Source organism: Solibacillus isronensis (assembly GCF_023715405.1).
In the GTDB taxonomy this organism is placed as follows: domain Bacteria; phylum Bacillota; class Bacilli; order Bacillales_A; family Planococcaceae; genus Solibacillus; species Solibacillus isronensis_B.
The window spans coordinates 1,770,258-1,792,417 of record NZ_JAMBOC010000001.1; the positions used below are offsets into that span (position 1 = coordinate 1,770,258).

27 protein-coding genes are annotated in these 22,160 nt (G+C 38.8%); all 27 read right to left on the reverse strand.

Going from position 1 to position 22,160, the window contains the following annotated elements:
* Window position 1: 1 nt before the first annotated feature.
* Entirely contained in the window at window positions 2-778 is a 777-nt protein-coding gene (gene fliR, locus M3166_RS09000) for a flagellar biosynthetic protein FliR (protein ID WP_251689310.1), read from the reverse strand.
* A gap of 4 nt (window positions 779-782) precedes the next feature.
* On the reverse strand, window positions 783-1,052 hold the full coding sequence (gene fliQ / locus M3166_RS09005) for a flagellar biosynthesis protein FliQ (RefSeq protein WP_079525230.1): 270 nt from the start codon (window positions 1,050-1,052) through the stop codon (window positions 783-785).
* A gap of 13 nt (window positions 1,053-1,065) precedes the next feature.
* A complete protein-coding gene (gene fliP, locus M3166_RS09010) occupies window positions 1,066-1,731 on the reverse strand; it encodes a flagellar type III secretion system pore protein FliP (RefSeq protein ID WP_251689312.1) in 666 nt (221 codons plus the stop codon).
* Window positions 1,728-2,411, reverse strand: coding sequence for a flagellar biosynthetic protein FliO (locus M3166_RS09015; RefSeq protein ID WP_251689314.1), 684 nt, complete (start codon window positions 2,409-2,411; stop codon window positions 1,728-1,730). The genes fliP and M3166_RS09015 overlap by 4 nt, the downstream gene beginning before the upstream one ends.
* Before the next feature lie 4 nt (window positions 2,412-2,415).
* On the reverse strand, window positions 2,416-2,778 hold the full coding sequence (locus tag M3166_RS09020) for a response regulator (protein WP_008403273.1): 363 nt from the start codon (window positions 2,776-2,778) through the stop codon (window positions 2,416-2,418).
* Between the two features lie 22 nt (window positions 2,779-2,800).
* Complete coding sequence (gene fliY, locus M3166_RS09025) at window positions 2,801-4,084, reverse strand: flagellar motor switch phosphatase FliY (protein ID WP_251689317.1); 1,284 nt, start codon at window positions 4,082-4,084, stop codon at window positions 2,801-2,803.
* Entirely contained in the window at window positions 4,077-5,072 is a 996-nt protein-coding gene (gene fliM / locus M3166_RS09030) for a flagellar motor switch protein FliM (RefSeq protein ID WP_251689319.1), read from the reverse strand. The genes fliY and fliM overlap by 8 nt, the downstream gene beginning before the upstream one ends.
* Window positions 5,073-5,117: 45 nt before the next feature.
* Complete coding sequence (gene fliL / locus M3166_RS09035; RefSeq protein WP_251689321.1) at window positions 5,118-5,543, reverse strand: flagellar basal body-associated protein FliL; 426 nt, start codon at window positions 5,541-5,543, stop codon at window positions 5,118-5,120.
* On the reverse strand, window positions 5,533-5,754 hold the full coding sequence (locus tag M3166_RS09040) for a flagellar FlbD family protein (protein ID WP_251689323.1): 222 nt from the start codon (window positions 5,752-5,754) through the stop codon (window positions 5,533-5,535). The genes fliL and M3166_RS09040 overlap by 11 nt, the downstream gene beginning before the upstream one ends.
* 64 nt (window positions 5,755-5,818) lie before the next feature.
* Window positions 5,819-6,808, reverse strand: a complete 990-nt coding sequence (locus tag M3166_RS09045; protein ID WP_251689325.1) for a flagellar hook-basal body complex protein — start codon at window positions 6,806-6,808, stop codon at window positions 5,819-5,821.
* Window positions 6,809-6,905: 97 nt separating this feature from the next.
* Entirely contained in the window at window positions 6,906-7,280 is a 375-nt protein-coding gene (locus M3166_RS09050; RefSeq protein WP_251689327.1) for a TIGR02530 family flagellar biosynthesis protein, read from the reverse strand.
* A 12-nt stretch (window positions 7,281-7,292) separates the two neighbouring features.
* A complete protein-coding gene (gene flgD / locus M3166_RS09055; RefSeq protein WP_251689329.1) occupies window positions 7,293-7,988 on the reverse strand; it encodes a flagellar hook assembly protein FlgD in 696 nt (231 codons plus the stop codon).
* Window positions 7,989-9,221, reverse strand: coding sequence for a flagellar hook-length control protein FliK (locus tag M3166_RS09060; RefSeq protein WP_251689331.1), 1,233 nt, complete (start codon window positions 9,219-9,221; stop codon window positions 7,989-7,991).
* Between the two features lie 26 nt (window positions 9,222-9,247).
* Complete coding sequence (locus tag M3166_RS09065) at window positions 9,248-9,862, reverse strand: MotE family protein (RefSeq protein WP_251689333.1); 615 nt, start codon at window positions 9,860-9,862, stop codon at window positions 9,248-9,250.
* Between the two features lie 4 nt (window positions 9,863-9,866).
* Window positions 9,867-10,313, reverse strand: a complete 447-nt coding sequence (gene fliJ / locus M3166_RS09070) for a flagellar export protein FliJ (RefSeq protein WP_079528662.1) — start codon at window positions 10,311-10,313, stop codon at window positions 9,867-9,869.
* Between the two features lie 2 nt (window positions 10,314-10,315).
* Window positions 10,316-11,641 (reverse strand): flagellar protein export ATPase FliI, encoded by a 1,326-nt coding sequence (fliI, locus tag M3166_RS09075; RefSeq protein ID WP_251689336.1) that lies wholly within the window; start codon window positions 11,639-11,641, stop codon window positions 10,316-10,318.
* A 5-nt stretch (window positions 11,642-11,646) separates the two neighbouring features.
* On the reverse strand, window positions 11,647-12,444 hold the full coding sequence (gene fliH, locus M3166_RS09080; protein WP_251689338.1) for a flagellar assembly protein FliH: 798 nt from the start codon (window positions 12,442-12,444) through the stop codon (window positions 11,647-11,649).
* A complete protein-coding gene (gene fliG / locus M3166_RS09085) occupies window positions 12,437-13,450 on the reverse strand; it encodes a flagellar motor switch protein FliG (RefSeq protein ID WP_065216424.1) in 1,014 nt (337 codons plus the stop codon). Before fliG ends, fliH begins: the two co-directional genes overlap by 8 nt.
* A gap of 14 nt (window positions 13,451-13,464) precedes the next feature.
* A complete protein-coding gene (gene fliF, locus M3166_RS09090) occupies window positions 13,465-15,060 on the reverse strand; it encodes a flagellar basal-body MS-ring/collar protein FliF (protein ID WP_251689340.1) in 1,596 nt (531 codons plus the stop codon).
* A gap of 57 nt (window positions 15,061-15,117) precedes the next feature.
* Window positions 15,118-15,426, reverse strand: coding sequence for a flagellar hook-basal body complex protein FliE (gene fliE / locus M3166_RS09095; protein WP_079525200.1), 309 nt, complete (start codon window positions 15,424-15,426; stop codon window positions 15,118-15,120).
* 7 nt (window positions 15,427-15,433) lie between these two features.
* Window positions 15,434-15,898 (reverse strand): flagellar basal body rod protein FlgC, encoded by a 465-nt coding sequence (gene flgC, locus M3166_RS09100; protein WP_251689342.1) that lies wholly within the window; start codon window positions 15,896-15,898, stop codon window positions 15,434-15,436.
* A gap of 2 nt (window positions 15,899-15,900) precedes the next feature.
* Window positions 15,901-16,293 (reverse strand): flagellar basal body rod protein FlgB, encoded by a 393-nt coding sequence (gene flgB / locus M3166_RS09105; RefSeq protein ID WP_251689344.1) that lies wholly within the window; start codon window positions 16,291-16,293, stop codon window positions 15,901-15,903.
* A 562-nt stretch (window positions 16,294-16,855) separates the two neighbouring features.
* The gene (gene codY / locus M3166_RS09110; RefSeq protein ID WP_251689346.1) at window positions 16,856-17,635 is read right to left on the reverse strand and encodes a GTP-sensing pleiotropic transcriptional regulator CodY; all 780 of its coding nucleotides are present in this window, start codon (window positions 17,633-17,635) and stop codon (window positions 16,856-16,858) included.
* A gap of 83 nt (window positions 17,636-17,718) precedes the next feature.
* Window positions 17,719-19,110, reverse strand: coding sequence for an ATP-dependent protease ATPase subunit HslU (gene hslU, locus M3166_RS09115; RefSeq protein ID WP_251689348.1), 1,392 nt, complete (start codon window positions 19,108-19,110; stop codon window positions 17,719-17,721).
* A complete protein-coding gene (hslV, locus tag M3166_RS09120; RefSeq protein WP_251689350.1) occupies window positions 19,110-19,652 on the reverse strand; it encodes an ATP-dependent protease subunit HslV in 543 nt (180 codons plus the stop codon). Before hslV ends, hslU begins: the two co-directional genes overlap by 1 nt.
* An 18-nt stretch (window positions 19,653-19,670) precedes the next feature.
* Window positions 19,671-20,570: a tyrosine recombinase XerC gene (gene xerC / locus M3166_RS09125; RefSeq protein ID WP_251689352.1), complete on the reverse strand. Its 900-nt coding sequence runs from the start codon at window positions 20,568-20,570 to the stop codon at window positions 19,671-19,673.
* A 270-nt stretch (window positions 20,571-20,840) separates the two neighbouring features.
* Window positions 20,841-22,154 (reverse strand): FADH(2)-oxidizing methylenetetrahydrofolate--tRNA-(uracil(54)-C(5))-methyltransferase TrmFO, encoded by a 1,314-nt coding sequence (gene trmFO / locus M3166_RS09130; protein WP_251689354.1) that lies wholly within the window; start codon window positions 22,152-22,154, stop codon window positions 20,841-20,843.
* Window positions 22,155-22,160 lie beyond the last annotated feature (6 nt).

Consider the following 22,160-nt stretch of genomic DNA (forward strand, 5'->3'; position numbering starts at 1 on the left):
GTTAGCCACCACCTAAAATAACCATTAAGTCACGTAAAGAAATAATCATAAATTCAATTAGCTCCTTCATAACTCCTACTAATACACCCATTGTCACCATCAATACTAGAAACCCTACTGCAATTTTAATCGGGAATCCGATTACAAATATATTCATTTGCGGTACCGTTTTCCCTGTAATACCTAACGCTAACGTTACTAAAAATAATGTTGCAACTATTGGAGCTGACATTTGAAATGCTATGGCAAAAACAGAAACAAATATTTTTATAATAAACAGTGGGGTCCCTTCTTCACCGAAATTCGGGAAAAACTGATCCATCGGCATAAACTGATAACTATAAAAAATCCCATCTAAAATTAGATGATGACCATTTATTGAAAGCAATACTAAAAGCATTAAAAAGTTTAAAAACTGCCCCATTAGCGGAGACTGGGCACCTGTTTGCGGATCGATAATATTCGCCATCGCAAACCCCATCTGGAAATCGATAAATCCGCCCGCTATTTGAACAGCGGAAACGATAATCATCGCAGCCAATCCTAGCATCAGCCCGATAATTGCCTCTTTTAAAACGAGCAGCAAATAGAAAGCATTAATTTCAAACGGTTCAATATTAAACGTATAATACATCATCCACGCCAAAGCGACAGCCAATACAATGCGCACTTGCGGGGGGATTGTACGATATGAAAATAAAGGGATGGAGACGAAAAATGCAGAAACACGTACTAAAATTAATAGCAATATTGACAAATTCGGTAGTAATTCCGTCATTTTCTCACCCAATATACCGAACTAGGTTATTTAAAATGTCGTGAAAGTAGTCCGTCATCTTGCTGATCATAAACGGACCAAAAAAAATAATCGCCACTAATACCGCTACGATTTTAGGTACGAACGCCAATGTTTGTTCTTGAATGGAAGTTGTCGCCTGAAATATACTGACTATTAAACCGCTGACAAGTGCGATTAATAGTAAAGGTCCCGAAACTATCAATATCGTGAATACTGCATTCTCTGCAATTGCAATGACCATTTCCTGTGTCACTTTATATCATCCCCTAAAAACTTTGAAGTAAAGATTTCATCACTAAATACCAACCATCGACGAGTACAAATAATAAGATTTTAAATGGCAGTGAAATCATTACTGGAGGCAGCATCATCATCCCCATTGACATCAGTGTACTTGCGACTACCATATCAATAACTAAAAACGGAATGAAGATCATAAAGCCCATTTGAAAAGCTGTCTTAATTTCACTTAACGCAAATGCGGGTACGAGCAGCGTCATCGGAATTTCCTCTATGGAATCCGGATACTCTGCCTGATTATATTCGATAAAAAGTTCTAAATCTTTTTGCCTTGTATGCTGAGACATAAATTGTTTGAACGGAATCGTCGCCCGTTCATATGCCTCTTCCAAATTAATTTCTTCATCAAAGAGCGGCTGTAATGCCTGTTCGTTTACTTGCTGGAATGTCGGAGCCATAATAAAGAATGTTAAAAACAATGCCAACCCGATAATTACCTGGTTAGGAGGCATTTGGTTCGTGGCAAGGGCTGTCCTAGTAAACGACAGAACAATGACGATACGCGCAAATGAAGTCATTAATATTAATAGACTCGGCGCTAACGATAGTACAGTTAACAGGAATAACAGCGTAACGGACGTGGATACATTCCCCGGATCACTTTCAGAAAACACGGAAAGAATTTCGTTCATCGATCATCACGCTCCTGTTCTTTCCACCGCTCAAGCTCGTCACTTCGTTGCTGCTTGATTTTCCCGATTTTTTCATTGAACAAATCATTGAATTTAGGGCTTTTCGAAATATCCTGAGGGCGCTTTTTTTGTGAAAATTTATTAATTAATTGAGCTATATATGGTGAAGTATTCACCATGCTCTGCTTAGTTTCAATTTGATTTAGTAAATGGTCGATTTCTTCTTCGGATTCAATTTCCTTCAGAAGCTGAATGTTATCGCCGACACCAACTACATAAACTCGTTTACCAATTAGTAATAATTGTACAGACTTTTGCTGTCCTACAGACAAGCCACCGATATTTTTAATAACGGCATTTTGTTGATAGTTGAAGTTACGCTTGTTTAAATACTTTAAAATGAACAATAATAGCCCTATGACGAAGACAAGTGCTATTAAAACTTTAAGATAATCCCAAAATCCAATACTAACGGATGCCGAGTCAGTTTGTTCTGCGTCGGCATCCGGAGTACTCTCATCTGAAATTTTTTCTTCTGAACATACTTCAGGGTTTTCATTACAGTTTTCGTATACGTTACTTACCATCGCAAAAGTTCCATTTGAGATTGGTGTAAATAATGCCGTCATCAATACAATTCCAACAGCGATCCAAAATCGAAATGATTTTTTTGCTTTCATCAGATCAACCTAAAGCTTTTTGAATCGCTTCGATTACGCGATCAGCTTGGAAAGGCTTTACGATAAAGTCTTTTGCACCTGCTTGAATCGCATCGATAACCATAGCTTGTTGGCCCATTGCTGAACACATAATAACTACCGCGCTCGGATCCGTGCCTTTAATTTCTTTTAATGCTGCAATACCATCCATTTCAGGCATTGTAATATCCATTGTTACTAAATCCGGACGTAATTCATTGTACTTTTCAACCGCTTGAATTCCGTCAGCTGCTTCTCCTACTACTTCAAAACCATTCTTCGTTAAAATATCCTTGATCATCATGCGCATGAATGCTGCATCGTCAACAATTAAAATCCTTTTAGACATAATCTAATTCCTCCAATTAAAACTATCTAATATTGTTCAAGCGATCTGCCTGACTTAAAATATCTGTGATGCGAACACCGAAGTTCTCATCAATTACTACAACTTCACCTTTTGCAATTAACCGACTGTTTACTAAAATATCTACAGGTTCACCTGCAAGCTTATCTAATTCAATAATCGATCCGCTTGATAGTTCAAGTATTTCTTTTACTGAACGTTTAGTACGTCCCAGCTCAACTGTTACTTGCAATGGAATATCAAGCAGCATATTTAAATTGCGCGCTTCTGCCTGTGTAATATTTGGCGATTCGAAGCTTGCAAATTGAGCTTGCTGTACATTTGCCGGTGGTGCTGTATAAGCAGGCTGCTGATAAACTGGCTGTTCATATACAGGTTGCTGTTGCTGATACGCTTGCTGCTGCATCGGTTGCTCATGCATTGGCTGCTGATAGACCGGCTGTTGTACTGGCTGCTCATAAACTGGCTGCTGAACCGGTTGTTCAAACACAGGTTGCTGTGCAGTCGGTTGTTGTGCCTGCTGCGTTGGTTGCTGTTGTGTCGGCTGAACTGGTGTAGGCTCCACTGTTGTTGTTGCAGTAAGAGGTTCATCAGTTTCTCCCATTAATGACTTTACTATCTTTTTACTAAACTTTAAAGGTAGTAATTGCATTAAATTCGAATCGATCAATTCACCGATACGCAATCGGAATGAAATTTTCACTAATAATTCATCTGTTGGGATCGTTTCCGTACCCTCATCTTGTGAAATATTCAGTAAATCAATTGTCGGTGGTGAAATATCAACCTTTTGGTTAAATACTGTTGACATGGATGTGGCAGCTGAGCCCATCATTTGATTCATCGCTTCTTGAACAGCACTTAACTGAATTTCACTTAATTCTGGTCTTGGATTAACTCCATCGCCACCCAGCATTAGATCTGCAATAATTGCAGCATCCGATTGTTTAATTACGAGAAGATTCATTCCTGAAAGACCAGTTGTATACTCTACTTGTACAGCAACATACGGATGCGGGAATTCCTGTTCTAAACGGTTACGATTAATCATTGAAATACTAGGTGTTGTAATATCTACTTTTTGACCTAGTAATGAAGATAATGCAGTAGCAGAACTGCCGAATGAGATATTACCTACCTCACCTAATGCATCAATTTCTATCGGAGTTAAGTGATCCTCAACTTTAATTTCTTCTTCCGGATCTGCTGTATTTGCAGAAAAATCCTCCAGCGTTTCGCCCCTTAATAGAGCCTCAATTTCTTCTTGGGAGAGCATTTCATCACTCATCTTCGTCTCCTCCTTCCAAAGGGTCGATAATTTGAACAGCCATTTTATTATTCAATTTCCCTGGCTGTACGGTAAATTTCGGTAAACTGCCGACTTTCAGTGTTAACGGATTTTCAATTTTTTGATTTAACGGAATGACATCACCGACAGCCATTGTCAGGAAATCTTCAATTGTGATGTCTGCCGTTCCTAACTCTGCAATAACCGGTAATTTTGCTTGTTTCACACGTGTTTCAAGCATTTTTGTTTGCTCCGGTGAAATTTCTTTCGTATTTGTCTGCATCCAATAGCGAACAGATAAATTCGGAACGATCGGCTCTAGTACAACATGCGGAATACAAATATTGATCATCCCTGTCGTTTCCCCGATAATTGTATTAAACGAAATGACAACAACCGTTTCATTTGGCGAAATCATTTGTAAAAACTGCGGGTTTACTTCCAATTCCACAAGCATCGGATCGATTTCAGCAACGTTCTCCCATGCTTCACGTAAATTATCAAAAGAACGTTCAAATAAATTTGTCATGATTTTCGTTTCGATTTCAGTTAAATTGTCGACATTGCTATGACTTCCCCCTGCTCCGCCCATCAATCGATCGAGCATCGAATAGGCAATGTTCGGGTTGATTTCCATTAAAATATTGCCATCTAAAGGCGGGACCTCAAATACATTGATTAATGTCATGTTTGGGATAGAACGAACAAATTCTTCAAACGGAATTTGGTCCACGGATGCAACTGTTATTTGAACATAGCTTCTTAACTGTGCAGAAAAGAATGTTGTTAACAGTCGCGCAAAGTTTTCATGTATACGGGTCAAACTTCGGATTTGGTCTTTTGAGAAGCGCAGAGCCCGCTTAAAGTCATATACTTTAACTTTTCGTGTTTCATCTTCTTTTTTTATGTCTTCTGCAGACATCTCTCCGGTAGATATCGCCGATAAAAGCGCATCAATTTCGGATTGCGACATTATATCTCCTGCCATTTGCCCACCTCCATTTCAAAAATTAAAATTGTGTAGTACTGATGATTACTGAAGTACGTATGAAGTAATATACACTTGCGTAACTTCCCCTTCTTGCATTAACTCATTTACTTGAGATTTAATTGCATCCTGGAATGTAATTTTCCCTTGCTTGCCTTCTAAAGCTTTCTCTTCCATTTCAGAAAGTTCTTGGATCACGATATTTTTTACTTGGAAGTCTCGTTTAAACAACTCTTCACCAGCTTTTTTATCTGATGCCTGAATTTTTAATGTAATTCGAACAAAACTTCCATCTGCCAAGTTCGTCGTAATCTCAGGAATGTCTACCGATGACTCGATGATTTCATCAATCGTTGGACCATCTGGCTTCTCTTTGTCGAGCTGTGTCAATAACACAACTACAATAACACCGAATAATGTAATCGTCACTAATATAATTAGCATAATTGTTAATAGTTTATTATTCTTCATCTTCTTCACCTCTAAGGTGCGGGTTAGATAAAACTTGGACATTCTGATAAAATGTCCTCACTTTTTGCCGTACCTGTTCTTCAGTCTCTAACACAATGAATTTACGTCCAGTTGTCAGCGTAATTTGGGTGTCCGGAAATGCTTCAACTGTTTCTATGTATAAAGCATTTAAAGTAAATGCTTTACCATTAAGGCGAGTCACCTCAATCATTAAAATAGGGCCGGACCTGCACTTGAGAGCCGGCCCGGCCCCCCTCTTCTATAATAAATTTAAACTATCGTTTTAAGTTAACTAGCTCTTGTAAAATTTCATCTGACGTAGTAATAATACGAGAGTTCGCCTGGAACCCGCGCTGCGCAACAATCATCTCCGTGAATTCTTCCGAAAGATCTACGTTGGACATTTCCATGAAGCCCGAGTTGATTGAACCGATACCATCTTGTGTAGCTAATTGGGCATAAATAGCTCCAGAGTTTGGAGTCGTTTGGAAATAGTTACTCCCTGTTTTTTCAAGACCACTAGCATTCGCAAATTTTGCAAGTACAATCGTACCAGCATACTGAAGATCACCAGCTGCATCGACAAATGAAATTGTCCCATCTTGAGATATACTCATAGATTGTGCTGTAGTCGGAATACGAATTGGAGATGGAGTAGTGTCCCCTTGAGCTAACAATTCACCAGTTTCCGGATCAATCAAGTTAGCACCACCGGCAACTTCTGGTTTATTCTCTTCAAATCCTGGACCCGGAGCATCCAATGGATCTATTGCATCATAAGCAGTTACATCTGCTGCAAAACCAACCAAGTATTTACCGTCTCCGTTAACTAAAAAGCCATTTCGGTCCATATAGAAATTCCCTGCACGAGTATAGAGCGTATTTGTGTATCCCCCTGCTGTAGCAGGTTCACCATTTGCTGCATCGCCTTGTTCAAAATCAACTGCATCAGCAACCATAAAGAATCCATCACCTGAAATTGCTAAATCCAAAGTACGACCAGTCGTTTGCATAGACCCTGCATTGTGAATAGTATCGATAGCAGCAAGTTGCGATCCTAATCCAACCTGAATCGTGTTTACACCACCGCGAGTTGCTGAAGGTGCAGATGCTCCTGCCTGTGTTTGTGAAATTAAATCTTTAAAAATAGTACGTTCTTTCTTGTAGCCGTACGTATTAACATTTGAAATATTGTTCCCAATCACGTCTAATTTTGTCTGAAAGTTTTTTAAACCTGAAATACCTGAATACATTGAACGTAACATGAAATGTCGTTCTCCCTTCGTTTTTCAAATCTGTTTTTTAGTTCAGTCGTATCGATCATTCAACGACTGTAGGCTTCCTTACTTCTGAAGGTCCGGCCTATATAAGAATTGTTCCATCAATATTGGTAAATAGTTGCTGTTTTGCTTCATTACGATCCAACGCCGTAATAACCGTCGCATTTTTTGCACTTACAATTAAGGCTGCCTGATCTAACAGGACTAACGGCTGCTTCACACCTTTATCTTTTGCCTCAAATACTTTTTTGGAGATTTGCTGCCATTCACGATCTGTTATAGAAATATTTCGTTCATTCAACCGTTCTGAAGCATGCTTGCTTATTTTTAATTCATCACCGGTCGCCTGTTTTAAATGGTCCATAAAGGACTGCTTTGAAACTTGCTCAGTATTTTGCTTTACCATCGGCTTTATCGGTGGATGGTAAGGGATATGTTGAATATTGACTCTGTTCATCAGCCCCACCTCTTATTCTGTTACATTTTCATTTTGGGTTGTTTGAGAACTCACTGTAAATTGGTCTTTCGTTAAACGAGAACCATCATTTAAAATGTATTCGATATTCACATTATTTGTTTTAATCGCTTCAATAATTGCCTCAACGACTTGGTCACCATTTGTATATTGAACCGTCTGTCCGATCAGCTGGCTCGCTTCTGCTAATGGATTTCCTGCTGGAACTGTCGGCTCTGTTGCACTCGTACTACCAAGAATCGATGAAATATTGCCTGGTTTAATTTCCTTGCCGTCAGCCAGTACAAACACGGCCTCACCATCAACAAATTTTAATTCCTTAATAGCGCCTGTTCCTTCGTTGTAGATCGGCTTGTTGTCCGCGTCCACTTTGTCTGTAATTTCATGCCATTTCACTTCTTTGCCGACAAATGTTGAATAGTTCATTAACTGTGATTGGTTCTGTGATTCAAGTAAATTTTCCATCGCCTTTGTCATATTTTGCATTTGCTCAAGTGAAGAAAATTGTGCCATTTGTGAAATGAATTCCTTATCATCCATCGGGCTTGTCGGATCCTGGTTTTGCAATTGGGTAATTAATATTTTTAAAAACGCATCTTTTCCGAGCGCCCCGTTATCTTGTTTATCTGTTACTTTGAAATTCGCATTATTCGCCTGTAAAAAATAATCATTTGAAATTGTGTTTGCCACTTACTCTACCTCCTCACTTAATAGATCTTTAAACGAAATATTTTCTTCTTCTAGCGTATCTTCGTTATTGTCCTGTTTTTCTTCTCCATCTTTTTGACGGAAGAAGTTATTAAAGAAATTTTGATCACGCGCATTCCGATCTGCATCCTGTAAAGACTGTGCAACATCGATTCGTTCCATTTGAATATTTTGAGAGACGAAACCGGCTTTTAACTGGTTAATGTTATTTTCCAGTAACTCTTTCCCCATTGCTGTCGTTGCCAATAATCGGGCAGTCATTACCCCATCTTTTTGAACTAATTCAATTCGTATTTGACCGAGGTTTTCCGGAAACAGTTTCAGGAATAATTTCATATTACCTGGCTGTCCTGAAAGCTGGCTGCGATTGATCAAGTTTTGAATTTCTTTTATTAATGCATCCGACTGTGCCGGCTTTTCAGCGGGTAATGTAACAGTCACTGTTTTTGTATGTGTCACTTGCTGCTGTAAATGACCTGCTGTTTGTGTATCCGTTTCAACTTTAACAGTCGTCTGTTGACCTTGCTGTATTACTTGTTGGAAAGTCGTATTTTTTGAAGTACTCTGCTCTGTTCCTGCTAATTTCTGAGCTTCATTTGCCAATGTCAGCAATGCATCTTTTAAACTGGCTAATTGAACTTCCTGTTGATAGACCGTATCAACTTTACTTCCGGCTAGTTGAGCTAACTTTAACAGCTGGACAATTTGCTGCAATTCTTTTGGTTGCACATTGTTTTGCTCAGGCTTCTGTACAGCTGCCATTACTTCATTTAAAATATGCGGTGCCTGCTCTATTAGAGACCAAACATCCGTAATTTCCTGCTTTGTGTCCCCTAACAACTGTTCAATAATTTGACTCAACTCTTCTTTTGTCATTCCTAAAAGTTCCGTCAAGTTATCTAAAGTCATTAGTTCGTCTAGCGCAACCGGTGTACTTTCTTCACCTACTAGTGCAAATAGCCCCGACTCATCCATTTTCACACCTAATTGTTCGAGTAAACTTTCCAGTGAGTCCTCTTCTAAAATTCCAGAAATACTTTCAGCAAGCGGCGGTTCTGATAATTCTGCTTGCTTAGCAGTTGGAGCAGACGACTTAGAAATCATCGAATTGTACACACTTCCAAATGCTTTTGAATCTGGCTTTGGCGTTTTTACTGTGTTTGGCTGGAAATCTTGCTTCGGCATTTTTACTGTTTGTAACATTGCTATATTCATTTACTACACCTCCCTCCATTCAAGGACTATTGCTGTGATAAAAGCTCTGTATAGCGGGCAGCATCTGCCGGCGCCATTTTTGCGAAAATAGCTGATAATGTATCGGGTTTCATCTCCGACATAATACGTACGCTTTCCGTGTCACTCATTTCAACTAATATAGGTGCTGCTTTTCTTGCAGACATTTTTTCGAAAGTAGACAGAATTTCTTTGAACTCTTTTTTCGTCTCTTCCTGATTGCGCTGCAATTTTTCAATTTCAAACAGCAATCGTTCCTGCTCAATTAAAAGCTCTTCCTTTTCAGTCGCTGATGCGTCAATTTGTGATTGCAGCTGAGAAATTTGCGCTTCCTTTTCCTGAATTTCCGCTTGCAGCTCCACTACCTTTTGTTCATTTAATGAGCTATTTTCTACTACTTCCTCTTTTTCATCCGAGCTGATAAACGGGATTTTTTCAATTGCCTCATCCGCCATTTTAAACACGTTATATTCCGTCATAGATGTAATAATCAATAAAATTGCGATGAGAAACATGAACGGGATTAAAAATAGGTAGAAAAACTTTTTGAAAAAACCTGGAGATTGGCTTTCCAATTCCATTTCTTCCACTTGTTCCATCGTATTTTTTATTTTTTTTGCCACGGAATCACCTGATTTCCTTCTTGTAATACGCAATTGTTGAAAGCTCATCCAGCTGTATTGCTTCTATATGAAGTTGATCTTCTATGAATCTTTCATGATCTCTTTCACGCATTTTTTCATATTTACGTACTTCCAAACTTTTTTCCAATAACTTTTGCTCATGCCAATTCATTTTTGCACGCGCCTGCATTACTTTTTGCTGTGCATCCTCAATTGTTTTTTCCATACTATCGATAAATTTCGAATAATGGTTGATTTCATCGATGGAAGACCCAATTTTTAACCGTTCCTGCTGATACTCGATTAAATCTTCTTTTTTCTTTAACAGGTCATACAGCTTTGTAGCAATTTCCTCAAACACTTGCACCGATTCTTTAAAAGCCAGTTCCGATTCCGTTTTTTCCTGATCTTTAACAACAAGAATTTTTTCAAAACGATAATTGTATTTCATAATTAACGGGCACCACCATTCGATAAAGCGATAATTTCATTGACAGTTTGTTCGATCGAAATTTTATCTTTATATCCTTGCTTTAAAAATTCTGTAATGAGCGGCTCATACATAATCGCCTCATCAATTTCCTTCGATGTCCCGCGTTTATATGCCCCGATATTGATCAGGTCCTCGGATTTTGAATAGCTGTAGTATAATTCCCGCAAACGGCTTGCTGCACGAACATGCTCAGGCTGTGCAATATGGTTCATCAAACGACTTACGCTTTTTAATACATTAATCGCCGGATATTGTCCTTTGTTGGCAAGATTCCGGTCCAGTACAATATGCCCGTCCAAAATCCCCCGTACTGCATCTGCAATTGGTTCGTTCATATCGTCACCGTCTACAAGCACTGTATAAAATGCGGTAATGGTCCCATTTATATTCGTACCTGACCGTTCTAACAATGTTGGTAATATTGCAAAAACGGATGGTGTGTAACCTCTTGTCGCAGGCGGTTCACCGATTGCCAGTCCAATTTCACGCTGTGCCATCGCAACACGTGTTACGGAATCCATCATTAACATAACGTTCTTCCCGCGGTCCCTGAAATATTCTGCAATGGCTGTTGCGGTAAATGCCGCTTTAATTCGCATTAATGCAGGCTGATCACTAGTAGCCGCTACGACAACCGACCGTTGTAAACCTTCCGGACCTAAATCCCGTTCGATAAACTCCCGTACTTCACGTCCACGTTCTCCTACAAGAGCAATAACATTAATATCCGCTTCCGTGTTTCGGGCAATCATACCAAGCAATGTACTTTTACCGACGCCCGATCCTGCAAATATACCGACACGCTGACCACTTCCAACTGTAAGCATTCCGTCAATCGCCTTTACTCCGACCTCTAACTGTTCGTTAATGGGCGGGCGATTTAAAGGATTTGGCGGCTCTTTTTCCGTTGGGACTGTCGTTAATCCTTTTGGCAATGGTTGCCCATCAAACGGGTTGCCCATTGCGTCAAGTACTTTCCCAATCAGTTCAGGGCCAACTTTCACTTCCAGCGGTGAACCTGTCCCCTCTACAAGACAGCCGATCGAAATTTCCTTCAACGAAGAGTATGGCATTAAAATCACGATTTCATCTTTAAACCCTACGACTTCTGCCAGCATAACTTGCGGACCGTTTTTCGATGTTTGGATATGGATTTTACATACGTCCCCGATGGAACTTTCAGGACCTTGGGACTCAATCATCAAGCCGACAACTCTCGTCACTCTACCATACTTTTTAAATGTATTAAGATTAGGAATTTGTTCAACTAATTGAGCCATTTTCATCCTTATCATTCCTTACTTTCGATTAGTTCGTATAACTGTCTGCGGAGCTCCTGCAATTGTTCGTCAATTGAAACAACGATGCGGCCATGATTTGTCTCGATATAACTTTCCGAATCTAGTAAATCTTCATTGACAAATACCATAAACGGAACATTTACCGGGAACATTTCCGCTAATTCTTTTAACTGTTCTGTCACAATCGGATGATATTTCGGTGAAACATATAATTTAATTTCTTTCATTTCCCGTGCTTCTTTTAAACCACGTCGTACAATGGAGACAAATATTTCATCGTCACGGTCAAGTGCTGTATGAATGATGCGTTCTGCAGCTGTTAATGCAAGATCCAAAAGGACTGCCTCCTGGGACTCAATATAAGATGCTGCATTTTTCTCCGCATTTGACATCGTCTCATTTGCCGCTTGTAATGACTGCTGCATCGCTGCATTTGCCTTTTGTACGCCATCCTCATACCCTTGTGCAAAACCACCGTCATAAGCTTCCTGTTGAAGAATGATTTTTTCTTCTTCCCATGATTGCTTTAACGCTTCAATTGCCGCAAGCTGCTCTGTTCGATATTGCTCGAATTGGGCTTTTTGCTGTTCGATTTCATAAATTGCCTGTTCCCGCATTTGCTGACGTTCAGCTTCAATATCTATTGATTTTTGTTGTGACAATTCCTCTGTACGTTCATCGTCCGTTTTCCCATAATGAATCGGCTCGAAGAAATTTTGAAGTTTAATTTCTACAACTGATGACTCTTCGGGTTGCTGTGCATTTGTTGAACGGATGATTTTAGACAATTACATCATCTCCTCCGCCACGTGCGATAATAATTTCACCTGCATCTTCTAAACGTCGGATAACTGCTACAATTCGAGACTGCGCTTCTTCTACATCACGTAAGCGCACAGGACCCATAATATCCATTTCTTCTCGGAATGTATCCGCCATACGTTGTGACATATTGCGGAAAATAATTTCTTTTACCTCTTCTGAAGAGACTTTCATCGATAATAATAAGTCTTCGTTTTCACAGTCACGAATAACACGCTGGATTGAACGATTATCGAGTGTAACGATATCTTCAAACACAAACATGCGCTTTTTAATTTCTTCGGCTAGTTCCGGATCTTGAATTTCAAGTGCATCCAGAATCGTTTTCTCAGTTTGTCGGTCCACACCATTCAATACTTCCACGACCGCATCTACACCGCCTGTTTCTGTGTAATCCTGTGTCACAGTAGATGATAGTTTTCGCTCTAATACGGACTCAATTTCGCTAATGACTTCCGGAGACGTCGATTCCATAATTGCAATACGCTTCGCAATATCCGCTTGTACTTCCTGTGGTAACGAAGATAGAATAACCCCTGCTTGCCCTGGTTCTAAATAAGATAGAATAAGAGCAATTGTTTGAGGATGTTCATTTTGGATAAAGTTGAAAATTTGTGCCGGATCTGCTTTTCTAGCAAAATCAAATGGTCTTACTTGTAAGGAAGAGGTTAAACGATTTAATATCGCCTGTGCCTGTTCAGCACCTAATGCTTTCTCCAGTACCGTCTTCGCATATCCTATACCGCCTTGCGTAATATAGTCCTGCGCGAGTGCAATCTGATGAAATTCTTCTATAATTTCTTCTTTGACTGTCGATTCCACCCTTTTCACACTCGAAATTTCCAGTGTCAGACGTTCAATTTCCTCTTCACTTAAATGCTTATATACAGAAGCCGAAACTTCCGGTCCTAGAGAAATTAACAGTAAAGCAGCCTTTTGCTTTCCTGATAGATCTTTATCTTTCTTGGACACAGCGGAACCTCCTATTAGTCTTCAGCAATCCAGCTACGCAATAATTTCGCAAAATCTTCCGGCTTATCTTTGGCCATTTTTTCTAATTGCTTACGGCGTACAGTCGCTTCAGTTTCTTTTTCTTCGGAAATATCTTCTATTTCAATTAACTGCTGTTGCTGTTCTAAAATTTCCAGCTCTTCTTCATCTTGCTTACGTCGGCGTGCACGAAGAACATTAATGACAAGTAATATAATTGCAACAACTAATATACCGCCAATTACCCATACCCACCAAGGAATTACCGATTGCGGCTGATCTTCCGCTGTATCATTTCCTTGGAATTGCTGTACAGACACGACAATACGATTTGCAATATCTTCGTCTGTCAGGTTACCGGCAGCTTCTTGATCAATCGATGTACGGACAATTGTCGATAAAATTTGTTCAATATCGGTACGAACACCTTGATCGAACCCTTCTTCTGCATTTGGAGGATCTACCATTACTTGAATACCTAAATTACGAATTTTGTAAGGACTTTCCTGGATTTCACGGCGGATACGGTTAACATCATTGTTAATCGTCTCTTCTACTCGTTCATAATCGCCATCACCGTTTGTTCCTTCTACATAATCTACAAAGTTATCAGTTACACTTCCGGCTTCAGTAGTACCTTCTGCAGCTCCTGCAGCACCGCCTGTGTATGTTTCTGTAATACGTTGGGCACTTATTTCAATACCCTCCATATTTTCCTCATCAACAGGTCGGATTAAATTTTCTTCGCGATTTTCTTTTTTAAAGTCAATATCAGCCGATACATTTACTACGACTTTATCCTGACCGATTAACGTACCTAGCATTTGCTGCACTTGGCGCTGCAAATCACGCTCAATCGTTTTCTTCACTTCCATTTGTCCAGTAACTGAATCGATTCCGCCGCCACCGCTTTCCGCTGAAGCGAGATCATAATACTCAGAATACTGATTCATGATCGTGATATTTTCTTTAGGTAAATTCGGAATACTCATCGATACTAAATTAAATAATCCTTTAATTTGATCGTCCGAGAATTTGTGTCCAGGTGCTGTATCCAACACAATTGCAGCCTGTGCTTCACCTTTGGCATCTTTAAGAAAGACACCTTCTTCAGGTAAAGTAATCATGACACTCGCATCTTTGACTCCTTCAAACTTACGAACTAAATTCGCCAGATCCGTTTCGATCGTCGCTTGCTTAATTACGTTAAATTCATTGTCGGTCATCCCAAAGCCTGCGTTAGAAGTAAAAAAAGACGTGTCAATTTCCCCAGAATCAGGATAACCCTGGGCTGCTAATGACACTTGTAAGTCCTGTACTTGATTTTCCGGCACTAATATTACTGTCCCGCCGTTTGCCACTTCGTATTTTACACCTTGGGAAGTAAGCACTTCCGTAATTCTCCCTACTTCAGCTTGTGACATTTCCGGAAATAACGGAGCCATTGTCGTACGCGTTGAGAAATACGTAATTACCGCTGCAATTGCAATGACAGCAGCAAACGCACCGATTAATGCACCTTTTTGGTTTTTAGTGCGACTTTTCCAGAAACCGGTTGAGTCGCTTTTAATTTTTGTAAGTCGTTCATTCATTATGAATCCTCCGCTTAAAGTGAATGCCCAACAATTATTCAGTCGTTTTTCAAATCATTACACACTCATACGCATAATTTCTTGATAAGCTTCCACAGCTTTATTACGAACTTCAATTGTTGTGTTTAAAGTAACACTTGCTTTTTGAGCAGCAATCATCACTTCAAATAAATCAACATCTCCACCGTTAATTAATTTTTGTGTCATTGTATCTGATGTTTTTTGATGTTCATTGACACTTGCAATCGCTTCTTTTAATGTGTCTGCAAATTGCTGTTGCGCATTTGCAGGAGTCAGTTGATTCTGAACATTTACTTCATTCACAGATTGTGCAGGGGACATGAATGTTATTGGATTAATCGCCATTTAAATATCATCCCTTCCCGATTTCTAATGCTTTTGTTAACATGTTCTTGTTTGCATTAAAAGCAGTAATATTCGCTTCATAAGAGCGGCTTGCTGAAATGAGATCAACCATTTCCTTTAATACGTCAACATTCGACATTTGAACATATCCTTCTGCATTCGCATCGGGATGTGATGGATCATAAACTAATTTAAAAGGGGTTTCTGTATCTTCTTTAATAGAACTTACTTTAACACCGTTACCAACACCGTCTTTTTCCGATTTTCCAATCGCCATATTTAAAAAGTTGGAAAATTGACCTTGCTGCTCTTTTAATGTGACAGATTTTTTTCGGTATGGCTCCCATTCACCATTTACCTGCTTCGCTCGCGTTGTATCGACATTGGCAATGTTAGAGGAAATTACATCCATTCGTAATCGCTGTGACGTTAATGCAGAAGCTGTCGTATTCATGCTATGAAAAATGGACATTACTATCTTCCTCCTTTTACAACATTATTCAATGTTGAAAATTTACTGCTGACACGATCTATAAGCGCATTATAATAAATTGTATTTTCAGCCAGCTTTGCTTGTTCAGCATCCATATTTACAGCATTTCCATTTGCTCTGCTGCGGAAGTTTTCATTCGAATACACACCGTTGCTCCCAATATTAATTTCAAAATCATAATGCCTCGCATCTGTGCGATACGCAGGAATCGTTGCTTGCTTTGCATCATTTAATACGTCTTTGAAGCTAACTTCTTTAGTTTTATAATTCGGTGTATCAACATTCGCTATGTTTTGTGTAATTGCTTTATTTTTCAAAGTTGCATAGGAAAGTCCCTTTTCCAGGCTACTTATTGTCCCGCCAAATAAATCCAAAATTCTCACCTCATTCATATTTCGCTAAAATTTGCGCACAAAAACTTAATAATACAATTGTAATTAGATTAAACCTTAGTGTCTATCGACTTTTGACCCTTTCGAATAGTCAAAAAGGGCTATTTTTACTTGTAAAAATTAACAGTTATCAATATATTAGTCCAAATATTTTTCGACATTAAATTTCATAAGACTATTAAGACCTATATATATACTTTATCTAACAGAAATTTAATATATAAATCTTAACCTCAAAATTTTTAGTTTACTGAAATACTATTTATTTCCTTAAACATCATACATTAAATCCCTTTGTATTAGTATTTATATAATTACATTTCATAATTTTGTAACAAATCGTTTGTCATACAAATTTTATCACCATTTAGGTATAAAAGATATTTATTTATTTTAGTCGACAACGACGATATACCTAATTATACAATTAATTTAAAAAAATTTCTCGTTTAGAGTATTTTTATTCGACAATTTTCTTCCTTTCCTTAAAAAAAATAAAAAAACAGCAAGGAGAAAAATCCTCCTTGCTGTGCATGAATATGATTTATTTCATTTTAATTTCTGCTAAAGCGTTCAGGAACTTATCGTTTAATACTTTAATATATGTTCCTTTCATACCTAATGAACGTGATTCAATTACACCAGCAGACTCCAGTTTACGTAATGCGTTTACGATAACCGAACGTGTAATACCAACACGGTCAGCAATTTTCGAAGCAACTAGTAAACCTTCATTGCCATCTAATTCTTCGAAGATATGCTCGATTGCTTCAAGCTCAGAATAAGATAATGAATTAATCGCCATTTGAACTACTGCTTTAGAACGTGCTTCTTCTTCAATCTCTTCAGATTTTTCACGTAAAATTTCCATACCTACTACTGTAGCACCATATTCAGCTAAAATAAGATCATCATCTTCAAACTGATCACTAATACGCGCTAACATTAATGTACCTAAGCGCTCACCGCCACCGATAATCGGTACAATAGTAGTTAAACCAGATGCAAACAGGTCTTTATTTTCCACTGGGAATGCAGTGTGCTCATTGTTAACATCTAAGTTTGAAGATGTTTCTGTAATATTGAATAAGTTTTGTGTATATTCTTCAGGGAATTGGCGCTCTTCGAACATTTTCTTAATACGCTCATTCTCGATTTGTTGGTGAATTGAAATGCCAAGCAATTTACCTTTACGGCTTACGATAAATACGTTACTTTCGATAATATCACCTAAAGTATTAGCCATCTCTTTAAAGTTAACTGGTTTACCAGCAGATGCTTGTAACATTGCATTGATTTTTCGTGTTTTTGTTAATAAATTCATTTCTGTTTCCTCCTACGGAACGTTTTAATTCACTTAATATTCTAAAGGTTTTTACAATTTAAAGATACTAATTCAACTTGTACTTAAAGAATAAATTGCGATAAATCTTTGTTTTTTACTATATTCGCCAATTTTTGATCGACATAGTTCGGTGTAATGTCGATATGTGCCGGCGCAATTTCCGATGCTTCATAGGAAAGCTCCTCAAGCAATCGTTCTAAAATTGTGTGCAGTCGGCGTGCACCGATGTTATCCGTCTCCTGATTTACTTCTGTTGCAATTTCCGCTATGCGTTCAATCGCTTCGTCCGTAAAGTTCAGCGTAACACCTTCTGTTTCAAGCAATGCTTTATATTGCAATATTAACGATTGATCTGGTTCTTTCAAAATACGAACAAAATCATCCTTCGTCAATTTTTCAAGTTCAACACGAATCGGGAATCGCCCTTGCAATTCAGGAATAAGATCGCTCGGTTTTGATATATGGAAAGCACCTGCTGCAATAAAGAGCATATAGTCAGTTTTAACAGTGCCGTATTTTGTCGTAACTGTGGATCCTTCCACAATCGGTAATATGTCACGCTGAACGCCTTCGCGGGAAACTTCTGCCGATGAAGAACCTTTGCTTGCAATTTTATCGATTTCATCAATAAAAATAATGCCGGCCTGCTCTGCCCGTTGAATTGCTTCACTAGACAACGCATCTGTATCGATCAGCTTATTTGCTTCTTCTTGCGTTAATAAACGACGCGCATCCTTTACTTGGACTTTGCGCTTTTTCGTCTTTTTCGGCATTAAATTAGAAAGCATATCTTGCATACCGTTTGCATTATCCATATTCATACCTGGCATTGCATCAAAAAGAGATGGAGTATTTTCGGTTACTTCTATTGTTACCCATTGCTCTTCTAATTTTCCGTCTTTTAAATCTTGGGCAATTTGCGCGCGTCGTGTACGAATTTCCGGTTCATCCTGGTTAGCAGTTTCTTCTTGAGACGACTCTTTTTGACCGAATAGCATTTCAAAAGGATTTTGCGTAAGCTTTTCTCTTACTTTTGAAGGTACAAGTAATTTAACAAGTACATCATTTGCATTGCGCTCTGCCTGATCCTTTACTCTTTCGAACATTTCGTCTTTCACAAGGCGACGAGAAGCTTCTACCAAATCGCGCACCATTGACTCGACATCACGCCCAACATAACCAACTTCCGTGAACTTTGTCGCTTCCACTTTAATAAACGGAGCATTTGTCAGTTTTGCAATTCTGCGTGCAATTTCTGTTTTACCTACACCAGTAGGTCCAATCATTAAAATATTTTTCGGAATTACTTCTGTTTTTAATTCTTCGCTTAATAAAGAGCGGCGGTACCGGTTACGCAGCGCAACTGCAACTGCACGTTTTGCTGTTTCCTGACCAACAATATGACGGTTTAATTGTTCCGTAATTTGTCTTGGTGTTAAATTGATCGAAGTCATTATAATACCTCCAAGATAATATTATGGTTTGTAAACACACAAATATCCGCAGCGGTCGTCAGCGCAGCCTCTGCAATTTCTTTTGCCGATAAACGATCGCCCGCATGTTTTTTTAATGCTCTGCCAGCTGATAATGCATAGTTCCCACCTGAACCAATTGCTAAAATGCCATCATCCGGCTCAATTACTTCACCTGTCCCTGAGACAAGAAGCAATGTTGATTTATCCATTACAAGCAGCATCGCTTCCAATTGACGGAGCATTTTATCCCCACGCCATTGCTTTGCTACTTCTACTGCAGCCCTTTGCAGGTTACCATTATATTCATTCAGTTTTGCCTCAAACATTTCGAATAATGTAAAAGCATCCGCAACAGAACCTGCGAAACCTGCCAGTACTTTCCCATTAAACAGACGTCTGACCTTACGTGCCGTATGCTTCATTACAACTGCATTTCCCAATGTTACTTGACCATCCCCGGCCATTGCACATTCACCGTTGTGGTGAATAGCGAAAATCGTTGTCGCATGAATTTGACCCATTCTTTATTTCCTCCTTAACTATGCTCGCGGATGACTATTCATATATGTCTTTCTTAAAGCTTCCTTCGTTACATGAGTATAAATTTGAGTTGAAGATAAATTAGCGTGCCCAAGTAGTTCCTGGACTGTACGCATATCTGCCCCATTATTCAATAAATGCGTAGCAAATGTGTGTCGCAACATATGTGGATAAATTTTCGTATGCATACTGGCATTTTCAATCATCTCACTTAATATATAACGCACACCACGGGTAGTAAGTTCGCCACCGCGCATATTGACAAAAACTTTCTGATGATTTTCCTTCTTCATTAATGTCGGACGTACTCGATCTATATAACGTATAAGTGCATCATGCGCATATTGACCGAACGGAATAATCCGCTCTTTTCGTCCTTTCCCCATTACGCGGACGATATTGTAATGAAAATCGATATCTGTCAGTTCAAGACTGACACACTCGCTTACACGCATTCCAGTCGCATAAAGAAGTTCCAACAGTGCCATATTACGAATTTGAATCGGCTCATCGCCTTCATTTTTCTCGAATAGTTCCTTCAATTCTTCTTCATAAAAAAAGCTCGGTAATCGCTCTTCCTTTTTCGGATGATAAAGTGAACGAAACGGAGCATCATCAATATTCTGTTCTCGATTTAAAAAACGGAAAAAAGAACGGATCGATGAGATTTTCCTGGAAATTGAAGTCCTTGCTTTTTGTTCATCATAAAGCTTTGTTACATATAGACGTGCATGGATATACTCAACTTCTGTAATTTTTTGTATACCTTCAGCATGCAAAAATGCAAAAAATTCTTCTAAATCAGAAGTATATTCGCGGACAGTATGTAGGGAAAAGTTTTTTTCTAGTTGCACGTAGCGAATAAATTGGTCAAGCTGACTTTGCAAGTTTTCATCCATCGTGTATACCCCCTGTTATTACAAAAGAGAAATGATGTTGTATGAATAAATATGTTTATTTTCCTACTAAAAAAACACACATATTGACACTATACCTATTGTGAATACTTTTCAAGTAAAATTTGCTGGAGTTATTCAACTTCTTTGTATTATTCGACAAATTTCGCAATATCATGTCAAGTAATACTTATTTTTATAGCCATTTATAACAATAATCACCGCAAAATTAAAAGCCCCTAAAGTATAACAGTCTTTAAGGGCTTTCCGCAATTAAATTGCCTGATTATTAATAAAATTCCGAATTGATTCTAATGCACGGTTAGCATGGCGTTCAGCACGCTCCGGCTTTGATTTGACGCGCTCGCCAAGTTCAGGGAAAATTCCGAAATTCACGTTCATCGGCTGGAAATTTTTCGCATCTGTATGTGTAATGTATCGAGCCATTGCACCTAATGCTGTTTCATGAGGGAAGTAAAGCAATTCTTGACCTAAAGCCATACGTGCTGCATTAATCCCAGCAATCAGACCACTTCCGGCTGATTCTACATAACCTTCAACACCTGTCATTTGACCTGCGAAGAAAAGGTTCGGACGTGCTTTCAACTGATATGTCTGTGTCAGCACTTTTGGTGAATTGATAAATGTATTACGGTGCATTACGCCGTAGCGTACAATTTCCAAGTTCTCTAAACCAGGAATCATCGAGAATACACGCTTTTGTTCTGGCCATTTTAAATGTGTTTGGAAACCTACTAAATTATAAAGTGTTCCCGCTGCATCATCTTGTCGTAACTGAACAACAGCATATGGACGTTTATCCGTTTTCGGATCTTCCAGACCAACCGGCTTCATCGGTCCAAATGTCATTGTCTTTTCGCCGCGTGCTGCCATTACTTCAATTGGCATACACCCTTCGAAATACTTTTCTTTTTCGAATTCTTTTAAAGGTGCACATTCCGCTGTTATAAGTGCTTCACGGAAAGCATTGAATTCTTCTTTTGTCATCGGACAGTTCAAGTATGCCGCTTCACCTTTGTCATAACGTGATTTCAAGTATACTTTATCCATATTGATTGAATCTTTTTCAATGATCGGCGCTGCCGCATCATAGAAGTACAAATAGTCTTCTCCTGTAAGGCCCTGAATTTGTTTTGCCAACGCTTCAGAAGTTAATGGACCTGTTGCGATTACTGTAATGCCTTCCGGAATTTCAGTTACCTCTTCATTGATTACCTCGATTAATGGGTGGTTTTTCACTTTTTCTGTTACGATACCAGCAAATTCATGACGGTCTACTGCTAAAGCACCGCCTGCAGGTACAGAGCTATTGTCTGCAGCTGCAATAATAACAGAGTCCAATTTACGCATTTCTTCTTTAATTACACCAACAGCATTTGTCAGTCCGTTTGCACGTAAAGAGTTTGAGCATACTAGCTCAGCGAATTTATCTGTATGATGTGCTGGTGTTTGCTTTACTGGGCGCATTTCATATAAACGTACGTTCACACCGCGCTTCGCAATTTGCCAAGCTGCTTCTGAACCGGCTAAACCTGCACCAATTACATTTACTACTTGTTGTGTCATTTTTGT